This window comes from Acinetobacter sp. YH12069, from assembly GCF_013419675.1.
GTDB classification, from domain to species: domain Bacteria; phylum Pseudomonadota; class Gammaproteobacteria; order Pseudomonadales; family Moraxellaceae; genus Acinetobacter; species Acinetobacter amyesii.
This window is the reverse complement of record NZ_VOZS01000025.1, coordinates 1-12,456: the sequence shown is the minus strand read 5'-3', so window position 1 is coordinate 12,456 and position 12,456 is coordinate 1. Positions and strand designations below refer to the sequence as shown.

The 12,456-nt window shown below is 38.4% G+C and carries 14 protein-coding genes; 9 read left to right on the top strand and 5 right to left on the bottom strand.

What is annotated here, in order from left to right:
- Nucleotides 1–33 precede the first annotated feature (33 nt).
- Together FTU16_RS14360 and FTU16_RS14355 are read left to right on the top strand one after the other, a co-directional pair.
- A complete protein-coding gene (locus tag FTU16_RS14360; protein WP_180163522.1) occupies nucleotides 34–420 on the top strand; it encodes a cyclic nucleotide-binding domain-containing protein in 387 nt (128 codons plus the stop codon).
- Nucleotides 421–435: 15 nt separating this feature from the next.
- Nucleotides 436–738 (top strand): helix-turn-helix domain-containing protein, encoded by a 303-nt coding sequence (locus FTU16_RS14355; RefSeq protein WP_180163521.1) that lies wholly within the window; start codon nucleotides 436–438, stop codon nucleotides 736–738.
- Nucleotides 739–798: 60 nt separating this feature from the next.
- Here the strand turns inward: FTU16_RS14355 and FTU16_RS14350 are convergent, their stop codons facing one another.
- Complete coding sequence (locus tag FTU16_RS14350; protein WP_078189122.1) at nucleotides 799–1,287, bottom strand: TIGR00645 family protein; 489 nt, start codon at nucleotides 1,285–1,287, stop codon at nucleotides 799–801.
- Between the two features lie 327 nt (nucleotides 1,288–1,614).
- On the opposite strand from FTU16_RS14350, the gene FTU16_RS14345 reads away from it, so the two are divergent.
- The 3 genes from FTU16_RS14345 to FTU16_RS14335 are packed head-to-tail and all read left to right on the top strand — an operon-like array spanning nucleotide 1,615 to nucleotide 4,515.
- On the top strand, nucleotides 1,615–2,406 hold the full coding sequence (locus FTU16_RS14345; protein WP_180085848.1) for a tellurium resistance protein: 792 nt from the start codon (nucleotides 1,615–1,617) through the stop codon (nucleotides 2,404–2,406).
- A gap of 16 nt (nucleotides 2,407–2,422) precedes the next feature.
- Nucleotides 2,423–3,553: a toxic anion resistance protein gene (locus FTU16_RS14340; RefSeq protein WP_180163520.1), complete on the top strand. Its 1,131-nt coding sequence runs from the start codon at nucleotides 2,423–2,425 to the stop codon at nucleotides 3,551–3,553.
- Nucleotides 3,554–3,594: 41 nt separating this feature from the next.
- Entirely contained in the window at nucleotides 3,595–4,515 is a 921-nt protein-coding gene (locus FTU16_RS14335) for a hypothetical protein (protein ID WP_180113978.1), read from the top strand.
- 85 nt (nucleotides 4,516–4,600) lie between these two features.
- Here the strand turns inward: FTU16_RS14335 and FTU16_RS14330 are convergent, their stop codons facing one another.
- Nucleotides 4,601–5,209, bottom strand: coding sequence for a DsbA family protein (locus tag FTU16_RS14330; RefSeq protein ID WP_180163519.1), 609 nt, complete (start codon nucleotides 5,207–5,209; stop codon nucleotides 4,601–4,603).
- 433 nt (nucleotides 5,210–5,642) lie between these two features.
- On the opposite strand from FTU16_RS14330, the gene ahpF reads away from it, so the two are divergent.
- The gene (gene ahpF, locus FTU16_RS14325) at nucleotides 5,643–7,208 is read left to right on the top strand and encodes an alkyl hydroperoxide reductase subunit F (protein ID WP_180163518.1); all 1,566 of its coding nucleotides are present in this window, start codon (nucleotides 5,643–5,645) and stop codon (nucleotides 7,206–7,208) included.
- A gap of 286 nt (nucleotides 7,209–7,494) precedes the next feature.
- Here the strand turns inward: ahpF and FTU16_RS14320 are convergent, their stop codons facing one another.
- From FTU16_RS14320 to FTU16_RS14310, 3 genes are all read right to left on the bottom strand, one after another.
- Entirely contained in the window at nucleotides 7,495–7,749 is a 255-nt protein-coding gene (locus FTU16_RS14320) for a YfhL family 4Fe-4S dicluster ferredoxin (RefSeq protein WP_168379317.1), read from the bottom strand.
- 9 nt (nucleotides 7,750–7,758) lie between these two features.
- Entirely contained in the window at nucleotides 7,759–9,153 is a 1,395-nt protein-coding gene (yegQ, locus tag FTU16_RS14315; protein ID WP_180042289.1) for a tRNA 5-hydroxyuridine modification protein YegQ, read from the bottom strand.
- A gap of 80 nt (nucleotides 9,154–9,233) precedes the next feature.
- Entirely contained in the window at nucleotides 9,234–9,650 is a 417-nt protein-coding gene (locus FTU16_RS14310; protein WP_180089094.1) for a Cd(II)/Pb(II)-responsive transcriptional regulator, read from the bottom strand.
- A 76-nt stretch (nucleotides 9,651–9,726) separates the two neighbouring features.
- Between FTU16_RS14310 and FTU16_RS14305 the strand changes: the two genes are divergently transcribed.
- The 3 genes from FTU16_RS14305 to FTU16_RS14295 form a co-directional block, all read left to right on the top strand.
- Nucleotides 9,727–10,362 carry a cation transporter gene (locus FTU16_RS14305; protein WP_180009473.1) on the top strand — a complete coding sequence of 212 codons (636 nt, stop codon included), beginning with the start codon at nucleotides 9,727–9,729 and terminating at the stop codon, nucleotides 10,360–10,362.
- Between the two features lie 302 nt (nucleotides 10,363–10,664).
- On the top strand, nucleotides 10,665–11,228 hold the full coding sequence (locus FTU16_RS14300) for a TetR/AcrR family transcriptional regulator (RefSeq protein WP_180089096.1): 564 nt from the start codon (nucleotides 10,665–10,667) through the stop codon (nucleotides 11,226–11,228).
- A gap of 687 nt (nucleotides 11,229–11,915) precedes the next feature.
- Nucleotides 11,916–12,456, top strand: a 541-nt coding sequence (locus FTU16_RS14295; RefSeq protein WP_180163527.1) for a phage late control D family protein, incomplete at its 3' end; no start/stop codon positions are given.

Sequence of the window (12,456 nt, the reverse complement as noted above, 5' to 3'; positions counted from 1 at the left end):
GATCGATGAGATCTTAGGCATTTTTTTATAGACGTGAGCGATCAAAAGAACACAGCCCAACAGCATTTGTTGCAAATTTTGCGTAATGAAGACATCTTTCAGGGCTTTAGCGATCAGACTTTAGAACAGCTTGTACAACAGGTGAAATATTCACGTTTTCATGCACAGCAGCACATCTTAAAACAACAACAAATCGTGCAAGATATTAATATTTTGCTTTCAGGTACGCTACAAATTGGTTGGTTGCAAAATAATGGTGAATTGATTGTAAATGACTATATCCGTCGCCAGTCGGTATTTAATTTTGTCGCAGTCTTACAACAAAAGCCTTTGAATTATGATTATTTTGCTGCGACACATGTCGAGGTGGCAATCATTTCTGGAACAACGTTTTTAGCGGTTTTACAGCGTGATCCATAGGCGCTTTGGAATGTCGTGCAATCTCTCAGTCGACGTATGTATTTGATGTTTGAGCATAATCGTTATTTGAGAACGGCAACGCTAGAGCAGCGCATCGCAAGACATTTGATTCGACTCTATGAACAATATGGATGTCGGCAGGAAATTCCTTTGAGACTCAGTCAGCAGGAATTTGCAGAGTCATTTAATATTTCACGGCAAACGTTGAATAAACATTTACAGCAATTTGTCCAAACACAAGTGATCGCGTGGAATTATGGACAAATCGCGATTTTGGATCTTGAGCGTTTAAGGCAAATGAGTGAACTTGATGAATAACTAGATTTAAAATTTGACGAGAAGCCATGATCGCAAATGGCTTCATTGGCCTTACTTAGATTAGTGCTTACTGATTTTATCCAAATAACCCATCATAAAAGCAGAAAAAACAAAGGTTAAATGCATGATGATGTACCACATGATTTTGTCATTGGGGATGTTTTTCGCATCCATAAAAATACGCAATAAATGAATCGAAGAAATTGCCACGATTGATGCTGCAACTTTGAGTTTTAATGAATTGGCATCCATGGTGCCGAGCCAGTTCAAGCGATTGGTCGATTCATTTATTTTCAGTTGGGAAACAAAGTTTTCATAGCCTGAAAACATCACCATTACAATCAGTCCGCCCACCATAGTCATATCTACCAAAGAGAGGATGACTAAAATCAGGTCAGCTTCTGAATATTCTAAAATATGCGGAAGGACATGAATGACTTCTTGGAAAAATTTAATCGCGAGCAGTAATAGTGCAAAGGATAAACCAAAGTACACGGGAGCCAGAATCCAACGTGCTGCATACATTGTGTTATGGAAAAAACGTTCCATTTAAGCCTCTAAAATTATTGATCTAATATTTGGTTCTAAGGTATATGAATTAAATTTTACGATAATTTTGATAATAATTCATGTAGAGTCAGTTGTTTAATTTAAATCTAGATTGAATCTTTGGGTGTCTTAAGCTTGAATTCATCTGTGTAGGTCATCATATCCATTGAAATGATGCCGTATGGCTGCTTAGGAGGATCTATATGCGACGGTTGAATTTAATGACGAAATTTGACTGATGAAATAGATGTATTTTTTGCAAAATACTACAAGACTTTTATGGCAAAACTTGTAGTATAAAAATGATTTTATTGAGTTTAATTGGCTATGTCACAAATTGATGTATTGGTGCCGTTAAAGGATATTACGGTAGATCGGGCGGAAGTGCTTTCGATTAAGCGGAATGACCTTGTGCCATTACTGACCGATCAATATCGTCTAAATCATTATGCAGATCAATTAATTCAAGCACAGTCGGTGCTGCTAGATGGTGTTGACCCTCAGTTGACGAAACAACTTAGTCAAACCATTGAGCAGTTGATTCAAGCCTTAGCCAATTCAAAAAAATATTTAAAAACACGCAAATTTAATGCCCTGCAAAAATGGTTAGGCATTGATTTGGAGTATGGTTCAGGACAAGTTGAATATTATAAAAATCTAGATCAATTACTTGATCGGGCAAATCATCTGAGCCAAAAGTTACAGTTAGAAATTCAAAAGTCTCAAGCACGTTTTAATCAATTGCAGGGTTTACGTGAGCAAATGGCGCGTTATATCGTCGCGGCTGAAGAGTTTTTGGTGGAATACCCACAGTTTGTGAAAAATCAGCATCCGCTTGACAACTTTGCAGAGCGCTTATCCAAAAAGGTGAATACTTTGCAAACCTTACAAGCCAGTAATGATATTGCAATTACGCAAATGCAGCTTTCTCAGCAGCTTTCTTTTGGATTATTAGATCGATATAAGGAAGCTCAGCAGGTGTTGATTCCAGCATGGCAATATCATGTGAAACAAAGTCTTCAAAGTAACTCGACAAGTTCATTGGAAAAGCTTGATAATAGCCGTGAAAATTTGATTAAAACTTTAAAAAAATCATTAGAGAATTCCTCTAAGTCTTAGAAATATAAGGTGAGTTATGACCGATTTAGATGCCAAAAATTTACCCGTTGAAGTAAGCAAAGAATTGACTGAAGAAAAGTTTCAGCAACTCAATTTGCAGGAAATTGGCTTACAAACTTCGGATTTTCACGAAGTCGAAGCTGCACGTAAGGAATTGGCAGATTTAAGTCATAATAGTGTTGCTGAATATGGTAAAAACATTGCCACCAAGACGTCGACCTATACCGATGAATTATTAAATTTGGTGCAAAATAAAGATCTAGATGCGACAGGTCAAAAGCTCAATCAGGTGGTACAAGTCGCACAGCAATTGAATACCACGAGCATTTTAAATAAATCTAAAAGCTCAGGATTTTTTGGTGGTTTACTGAGTAAATTTAAAGGTGCCAAGCAAAGTTTTGATCAGCACTTTAATACCACCAAAGAGCAAATTGATGCTTTGGTTAAAGAGATTGAAACTTCGCAAAATGGCTTAAAGGCCCGTGTAAATACCTTAGATAAAATGTTTGAAGGCGTGCAAGACGAATATAAACAATTAGGGGTGTATATTGCCGCAGGTAAGTTGAAAGAGCAGGAAATTCAACAGGAAATTGCGAGCTTAACGACACAAGTTCAAGATCAAACGACTACGCAAAAAGTTTATGACCTCAACCATTTGGCAAATAATCTTGAAAAACGTGTGAGTGATTTACAGATCTTGCAACAGTCTGCGATGCAGACCTTGCCGATGATTCGCATTATTCAATCCAACAATTTGATGTTGGTTGATAAATTTTATGCTATTAAAAATATCACCTTACCGGCTTGGAAAAACCAAATTAGCTTGGCGATTTCATTGCAAGAACAAAAGAACAGCGTGCAATTGGCAAATAGCATTGATGATGCGACCAATGACCTGTTAAAACGCAATGCAGATTTGTTGCATCAAAACTCTGTCGATACAGCGAAAGCCAATCAGCGTTCAGTGATTGATATTGACACACTTGAACATGTGCAAAATACCCTCATTAAAACCGTTAATGATGTGATTCAAATTCAGAAAGAAGGTGTACAAAAGCGTGAAGAAGCGACGACACGTATTCGTGCCTTACAAAATAATTTGAATCATTTAGTAATTGAATCGAGTGGTTCAAACCCTTCTTCATAAACGGTGAGGGAGGTGAAAATATAATCTGAAGGAGTATGTCTTTGCCTCCCATTGATGAATATTCGCTAAATCCGCAGCAACTGGAAACAGGGCTTCAAACCATTAAGAAGCGTCAACGTAATTTAACGTTATTGACCTTAACCAGTGTTTCTGTGCTGATCGTTTCGGCTGTGATGCTGTTTATTCAGCATGATATGGTCTATAGCTTTTTTGGCCTAAGTTCTAGCGTACAGCAACTGCATATCCCTGTTAGTGCAGGTGATTTGGCATATCAACTCGGTGAGTCCTCCGACTATTTTTCAAATTTTTTATCCTTTATTGGTTGGTTATTTCTCAAACTTATCGTTTCATTTATTGGCGCATTTTTCTTGGTTGGATTTCTAAAGAAATTTCAATTTTTTAGAATTCGATTCCAATCTTTTGTATTGAAATTTGTCGGCTGGATTTTATCGTTTATCGTGCTTTGGTCAGGCTTAACTTATGTGCAATATGACCTTAATCATGATGACCGTGCAGCAGATCAAAAATTGGTACATTATGAAAAAAATATTCAAGAAAGCCAGCTGGCTTTCGAGATGGAAGATGCACAATTGGCAAAACCCGTGCAAGCCTATTTACTTGCACAAGCTGCTTTGATGCATAAGCCTGTAGATCGTGCGACAGCAATTCCTTTGGTGCAATCCTTAATCAATGCCGAGCAACAAAATCCAGCAAAATTCCGTGAATACGGTTTTCAGCCTGAACAGCTCTGGGCAATGCAAAATCAGCTATTTGATAAAACCATGACACCGATGGCGCAAAGCGTGGAAAAACAAGTTCAGCAAGCCAATGTAGTAGAAGTTGTTGTACGTTGGGTGTTGATCGCCGTGATGGTACTCACGCTGGTTTTGAGCTTAATTTTGTATCTACTATCTCAGCATTTCAAATCACGGATTAATCGAATTGAGCAGGGACTTCATTAACAGGCCTATTTTCTTTTTAGATCATTGCATTGCTCAGAATAAAAATCCCCATCACATTGTATGGGGATTTTTGATCTTGGGTAGATTAACTTGCGCGATGAAACAGTTGTCGAAGTTCCTGTGTAGAAAAAGTCTGATCATTCACTTCGCCATCCACAAGGTAAAAAGGAATGGGGTGCTGTCCCTTTGATTTTACATATTGTGTAATTTCATGCTGACGGTCTGCAATATCTTTATGTTGAATTGAGCGCAGTACTTTTGAGCCATCTAAACCAATGCCTTCAATGATGCTTTTTAAAACCTGAATATCAGCAATATTTTGACCGTGTGCAAATAATGCATGGAATAAGGCTTGAGTCAGGGCATATTGATCCAGAATATTGTCCAAGGCCAAAATACCTTGATGAGCCAGTTGACTGTTTGGCATACGTTTCATGTGCTCAATATTGATAATCACATCTTCGCTATAAGCGGCAAACTTTGTCATTTCGAGTTTTCGATTTGCTGCACTTGAGCCATACTTATTGGTTAAATACTGCAGCACATCTAAGCTTTGTTCAGGAATTTCAGGAACGCGTTGAATCGGCAATAGCTCTACACGGGTTGCTGTATGTTCATTCCAGTTTTGTTTTAACTTTTGAAATCCGACATAACTCATGGGATAAACAATATCAAAGACAAATTCAATTTTCATTATTTTCCTCACTGTTGATTTTATACTTGTAGATCGATGGCTGATTGATGCAAGGGATTGATTGTGGCTTTATTGATGGAACTCAAAAGCAGTCAAATCATCTGATATTTCCTTTGATTTAAAGCCGACTTGCTGAAATGAAACTTAAAGCTTTATAAAGATTTTGTAATTGATCAGGTCGTGCGTATGTCTTGCATAGGCTTGGTGTAATTTCAATAAAAAAGAAAAAAATGAGGGATTTATCACGATATATGTGTACGAAGTAAATCAATTTAATGTTATTATACGTATATATATTTATGATTTAGAAAGAAATTTAATCATTTGATTTGTAAAACCGATTAATTTTATAAAAACAAACCGTTTCACCTATTTAATGGTTTGTTCTATCATTCTCTCATCAAATAAATTTACTCCTCTGGAGACGTTAGCAATGTTAGATCAAAATACTTCTGCTCAATTAAAAACCTTACTTGAACGCCTTGAAGGCCCGATTGAAATCGTCGCGACTTTAAACGGCACTGACAAATCAGACAAAATTAAAGAATTGGTAACTGAAGTTGCTGCCTTATCTGATTTAGTGACTGCACGTTTTGACGGTAACAACAGCCGTGCGCCAAGCTTTGGTATTGCAAAAGCAGGTGAAACACCACGTGTATTCTTCGCAGGTCTACCGATGGGCCACGAATTCACTTCTTTGATTTTGGCATTGTTACAAACCTCTGGTTATGCACCGAAAGTTTCTGACGAAGTACTGAATACCATTAAAGGTTTAGGTCTTAAAACTGACTTTGATGTGTTCGTATCACTCAGCTGCCATAACTGTCCTGACGTGGTTCAAGCCTTGAACCTAATTGCGATCTATAACCCGGGTACAACTGCAACCATGATTGATGGTGCATTCTTCCAAGAAGAAGTGGAAGAACGCAAAATCATGGCTGTGCCGATGGTCTTCCAAGACGGCAACCATATCGGTCAAGGTCGTATGACCTTGGAAGAAATCATTGCCAAATTAGACACCAACTCTGCCGCAAAAGATGCTGAAAAGCTAAATGCTAAAGAAGCATTTGATGTCCTTGTGATTGGTGGTGGCCCTGCGGGTAATACCTCTGCAATCTATGCAGCACGTAAAGGCATTAAAACAGGTATCGTGGCTGAACGCATGGGCGGTCAGGTCATGGATACGATGGACATTGAAAACTTCACGTCGATTCAAAAGACTCAAGGTCCTAAGTTTGCTGCTGAAATGGAAGCACATGTACGTGAGTACGGTGTGGACATTATGAACTTGCAACGTGTATCTGACATCAAAGGTGCAGATCAAACTGCCAATGGTCTAGTTGAAGTGACTTTAGAGAATGGTGCAAAACTTGAATCTAAAACAGTGATTCTTTCAACAGGTGCACGCTGGAGAGAGATGAATGTTCCGGGTGAACAAGAATACCGTACACGTGGTGTTGCATACTGCCCACACTGTGACGGTCCATTGTTTAAAGGTAAACGTGTTGCGGTGATCGGTGGTGGTAACTCAGGTGTAGAAGCGGCGATTGACCTTGCAGGTATTGTTGAACATGTAACGCTTGTTGAGTTTGATACCAAGCTTCGTGCTGACCAAGTGCTTCAAGACAAGTTAAACAGCTTGCCGAATACGACTGTGATCATGAATGCATTGTCTACAGAAGTAGTTGGTGATGGTTCACAAGTGACTGCACTGAACTACAAAGACCGTGCAACAGATGAAATCAAAACGATTGAATTGGCAGGTATCTTCGTACAAATCGGTTTGTTACCAAATACTGATTTCTTAAAAGAAACAGCGGTTGAACTTTCAAACCGTGGTGAGATCGTAATTAACGAGCGTAACGAAACCAATGTGAAAGGTATATTTGCTGCAGGTGACTGTACAACAGTACCGTACAAACAAATCATCATTGCAACAGGTGAAGGCGCGAAAGCTTCATTGTCTGCTTTTGATTACATCATCCGTTCGGGTCAATAAAAGAAAGGCCAGTGTGTTTCGAGAAACACGCTGGCCGCGCTGAATGTTGTCATTTGAATATTATTTTTCTTAATATTCTCGTTTTACAGGAACTTTGGATGCTAACACCGGAGTTCCTTTTTTTGTCTGCAAAATTAGGATTCAAAAATGTCCCCACACATTTTGAATCCTATTCGTTGCCCAGCTATTTTTGTTTTACAACCTTATTTTTATACTTTCCCCAAGGTTGTTTCTCTATAAAATATAAAGCGGAGTATGCAATTAATATACCAATCACATCACGAATTTAAGATTTAAATAAATTCAAACCTTTAAACTTCTCCATTAACTGCTCATCTGTCTCCATGTATTCAGGATGAGGCACAATGCACTCAATCGGACAAACTGAAACACAAGTTTGGTGCGCATAGAAACCGACACATTCAGTACAACGTGCGACATCGATTTCATAAATCTTTGAGCCTTCATAAATGGCGTCATTGGGACATTCAGGTAGACACATGTCACAATTGATGCATTTATCTGTAATCAACAAAGCCATAAAGCGAACTCAAGCCTGATAAGCTAAAGATGAAGCCGAAATATCCACTGTCGAATTGGGTAAGTTACGAATCAGTAAGGCATAGCGCATATCGACATCGGCAGGTACAGGAATATCCACGATATGACCTGAACCTTTGGCATCGTCAATTAGATTACCTTTTTTATCTTTCATTTCAGTTAAAACGAAGGTGATGTTGCCTGAAGTGGTCATCAGTTCTAAAGAATCACCTACAACAAAACGGTTTTTCACTTCGATTTTAAGAGAGTCACCATTGCGTTCTAAGACTTCACCTACAAACTGTTGATGATCAAAACGTGAAGAGCCGGTTTCATAGTTTTGATATTCACTATGAACATGGCGGCGTAAAAAACCTTCGGTATAACCACGGTTCGCAAGACCTTCAAGCTGAGACATGAGAGCAGGGTCAAACGGTTTACCTGAAAGGGCATCATCGATGGCTTTACGATAAATTTGAGCGGTACGCGCACAGTAGAAGTAAGACTTGGTACGGCCTTCAATTTTTAAAGAATGAATGCCCATTTTGGTTAAACGGTCTACATGCTGTACAGCACGCAAGTCTTTTGAGTTCATGAAATAAGTGCCATGTTCATCTTCTTCGGCAGCAAACATGTCTTCTTCATTGCGTTGTAATAAAACCGGCTCGCCGAATTGGTGTTGTTCTAGGGCGTGTTGCTCATCGGCATTTTTATTATTGCAGCATGATGATTCTTTAATTTGTGTGACTGGAATAACATCACCAGTTTCATCTTCAACTGCATCGTGAATTTTATAATCCCAACGGCATGCATTGGTACATGCACCTTGGTTTGCATCACGTTTATTCATGTAGCCAGAAAGTAAGCAACGACCGGAGTAAGCCATACATAATGCACCATGTACGAAAACTTCAATTTCCATATCAGGTACATTGTGTTTAATTTCTTCAATTTCTTCGATTGATAATTCACGTGACAAAATGACACGTGTCAGTCCCATATTTTTCCAAAATTTAACTGTTGCCCAGTTCACCGCATTGGCTTGTACAGACAAATGAATGGACACTTCTGGAAAATGTTCACGCACCATCATGATTAGACCAGGGTCAGACATGATCAGTGCATCAGGATTCATGGCAACCACAGGTTCAAGGTCACGGATGAAATTTTTCAGTTTTGAGTTATGAGGTTGGATGTTTACCACCACATAAAACTTTTTACCTAAGGCATGAGCTTCTTCAATGCCAATTTTTAAATTGTCATGGTCGAAAGCATTATTGCGTACACGTAAGCTATATCGCGGCTGACCTGCATACACGGCATCTGCGCCATAAGCAAAAGCGTAGCGCATGTTTTTCAATGAGCCAGCAGGTGAGAGGAGTTCGGTTACGTGTTGAATCGTCATGTCAATAAAGGCATAAAAAATTTATGGCTTTATTGTAGTGATCTAAAAAAAGGATTCAACCAAGTATTTTAGTTGGGTTTTCAAGATATTCCGTTTTCCAAATGTTTTAAAATTTGGCAATCATTAATTTGACTGGTTTCATTACAACTGGCACGGAGCTTACTTAACTGTATTTTAAAATTTTCTAATTCTTTAATTTTTTCAGAAACTTGACGAATGTGATTATCAATTAATTCATTCACAGCATGACAGCTTTGCGTAGGGGATTGCTCAAGTTCAAGCAGGGTTTGAATCTCGGTGAGAGAAATATCGAGGTTTCGACAGCGCTTAATAAAAACCAAACGTTTGTACATTTCTTCATCATAATAGCGATAATTGTTGTCTGCGCGGAAGCTAGGTTTCAGCAGTTTTTTCTTTTCATAAAAGCGAATACTGTCAACGCTTACCCCAGATTTGGTGGACAATTCTTTAATCAAATAATGTTTTTGTACGTTCATGCTTGACCTTGGAGTGAGTCCATAGTTTTGAATAAGAATAATACATATCCATTGATTTTTAAATTGGAGCACATTTATGGCATGTACATGTAGTCATGAGCCAGCACCAAACAAACCCAACAGTAAATTTCGTATCGCACTTTGGATTGCCTTAATCATTAACGCCATGATGTTTTTGGTGGAGCTGATTGGTGGGGCTTATGCACATTCTTCTGCGCTTTGGGCGGACTCGCTGGATTTCTTTGGTGATGCTGTAAATTATGGGGTTTCATTAGCCGTGCTTGGCGCCAGTTTATATTGGCGTGCAACAGTTGCCTTGGTGAAAGGTTTTGTCATGGCAGCGTTTGGGATCGTGGTGATTGCCAAAGTGCTCTATGCCTATGCCAATGGGATCGCTCCTGAACCAATCACCATGGGTGTGATTGGTATTCTGGCCTTAGTCGCTAATGTCATCTGTGCATACGTCTTATATGCCTTCCGTGAAGGTGACTCCAATATGCAATCCGTTTGGCTATGTAGCCGTAATGATGCGATTGGTAATGTCGCAGTGATCTTGGCGGCCGTCGGGGTGTTTGGTACAGGCAGTCTATGGCCAGATTTGATCGTGGCCGCAATCATGGCGATCTTAGGTTTAACGGGTGGTTATCAGGTGATTCGAAAAGCACTGCAAGAGCGTAAGCAAAAAGATATTCTGAGTACCCCTTGCTCTTAAAATACTTACTCTTAAATCCACCGTTAATGGCATTCATTTTATCCATGTTTTTAACGCAGATGAATAGTCGTTAAATCGCTAGTTGAAATTAAAATAGCAGTCAGTTTTATACGAAATTTTCCTGACTGCTAATTCGATAAATCATCTGAAATCAGACGGTATTTAATAGGGTGCTGAGGTTTTATCTACAGACTCCAATTAAGTTATGCTTTACAATAGCGCGCGAAAATCATGTTTAAAAATTAGGTTTTCTACCTTGAAAGCTTTATGTTTAGGCCCCATTGGTGCATCAGGTAAATTAAATGTCGAAAAAGCAAGACATCATTAACGTTGCGCTCCAACTCTTCAATTCTTATAGCTATAACTCGATTGGTATAGATCGAATTATTGGGGAATCGGGCGTTGCTAAAATGACGTTTTATAAATATTTCCCCTCTAAAGCCAAATTAATTGAAGAATGTCTCGTGATTCGAAATCTTAATTTACAGGAATCACTTGAAGCTGCTATTGCAGAATGTGATCCAGAAGACCATCTTTCGCATATTAAAACCATTTTTGCTTGGTACGATGCTTGGTTTCGTACTGCAGATTTCAATGGTTGTATGTTTCAAAAAGCAGTAGAAGAAATATCTAAAGTTTATCCTTCGTCATTACAACCTGCGATCGATTATAAAGACTGGCTCAAATCAAAACTAAGTACTGCTTTGCAAAATCTGGGCATTCAGCAAACTGAACAACTAGCTGCATTTCTGAGTAGTATTTTGGATGGCATGACCATCCAAGCCCAAATTGACCCCAACCAAGTGCATTTAGCAGATTATTGGAAGCGAGTTGAAACCTTAATTCGTTTGGAATTGGCTGCTTAAAAATTTGTTTGTAGGCATCTAGGTTTTAAATCTAGCGACGACTTATTTGTATTGATTAACCATCAATTTTTTTCACATGACTTAAGATTCTAAGAAAATAAAAAGCGCGATTATTTGGGGTAATCGCGCTTTGCTGACAATTGTGCGTTCAAATCATTCACTTTGTTAGCTTAAGTCAATGATTTGATTTTCGAACGTTTTATACGTTTTCTCTCATTTATATTTTTACCCTCTGAATGCTAAATTCATTCGGTTTTTGTAGCAAAATAGACAGACTTGTCTGTTTTTTTTGAATTATAGGGGATCTTAGGTGAATTACAAGACAGGAAAGAAAGGGTTGTGTGTTTTTTAATCTAGCTTAAGTTTAAATTAATCTACTATTTTTAAAGATAATATTAAAAAATTAATCATTAAGCTCGGTGCTAATTAGACGATAAACTATTTTTACACTTGTGTGAATGACGTTGCTTGTTGGATGCAAGTGCATGGTCTAAGACCATTTGGTGAATATTTTATATGCAAGAAGTATTTAGTGAGTGGGTTCTCAGCTTTTTAGTTTTAAGTGAATTTTTGAATCGTGGATTTTACATAACGAAACATCTTCTATGGTTTTAAGCATTAATTTTATTGATGAATTTGACTAAACTAGCAGCAGAATTATTTCCATGATTACAATTTAGAATTTTTATTATGTTAGGCAAAATATTTGCTGTATTAGAACAATTGGGGCTATCCGCCCAAAAACGTGCCATTCATGTGCAATTTTCCAACCCTGCGTTGAATGATGAGCTTTTTATTCAACGTATTGATGGGGAGCATATCTTAAACCAAGGCGTGCAAGCGACTTTGATTTGCCTATCTACCAATGCCCTTATTCCATTAAAACAATTTATTGGCGCACAAGTCGCCGTTGATCAAGTGACCGATCAGGGCGAACTCTTCCGTACAACGGGTATTATTACCGAAGCCACCCAAGGGCAGAGTGACGGTTCACTCACGCTGTATAAACTCACTTTAGAAGATGCAACATCGCTGTGGCATAAGCGCCGCAACAGCCGTGTGTTTATGAACAAATCGGTGCGTGATGTCAGTGAGACTCTTTTTAAAGAATGGCAAAGCAAAAGTCCGCTCTTTGCTGCCAGTCTAACGCTAGATCTAAGCGGTTTAAGTCAGAACTATGATGTACGACCTTTCATCATGCAGTCGAATGAAAGCGATTATGACTTTT

Bases quoted from the DNA above. Each gene is read 5' to 3' on its own strand.
- FTU16_RS14305 (WP_180009473.1), top strand. From the start codon at position 9,727: ATGGCATGTACATGTAGTCATGAGCCAGCACCAAACAAACCCAACAGT.
- yegQ (WP_180042289.1), bottom strand. From the start codon at position 9,153: ATGACGATTCAACACGTAACCGAACTCCTCTCACCTGCTGGCTCATTG.
- FTU16_RS14310 (WP_180089094.1), bottom strand. From the start codon at position 9,650: ATGAACGTACAAAAACATTATTTGATTAAAGAATTGTCCACCAAATCT.
- FTU16_RS14300 (WP_180089096.1), top strand. From the start codon at position 10,665: ATGTCGAAAAAGCAAGACATCATTAACGTTGCGCTCCAACTCTTCAAT.
- FTU16_RS14350 (WP_078189122.1), bottom strand. From the start codon at position 1,287: ATGGAACGTTTTTTCCATAACACAATGTATGCAGCACGTTGGATTCTG.
- ahpF (WP_180163518.1), top strand. From the start codon at position 5,643: ATGTTAGATCAAAATACTTCTGCTCAATTAAAAACCTTACTTGAACGC.
- FTU16_RS14330 (WP_180163519.1), bottom strand. From the start codon at position 5,209: ATGAAAATTGAATTTGTCTTTGATATTGTTTATCCCATGAGTTATGTC.
- FTU16_RS14345 (WP_180085848.1), top strand. From the start codon at position 1,615: ATGTCACAAATTGATGTATTGGTGCCGTTAAAGGATATTACGGTAGAT.
- FTU16_RS14340 (WP_180163520.1), top strand. From the start codon at position 2,423: ATGACCGATTTAGATGCCAAAAATTTACCCGTTGAAGTAAGCAAAGAA.
- FTU16_RS14320 (WP_168379317.1), bottom strand. From the start codon at position 7,749: ATGGCTTTGTTGATTACAGATAAATGCATCAATTGTGACATGTGTCTA.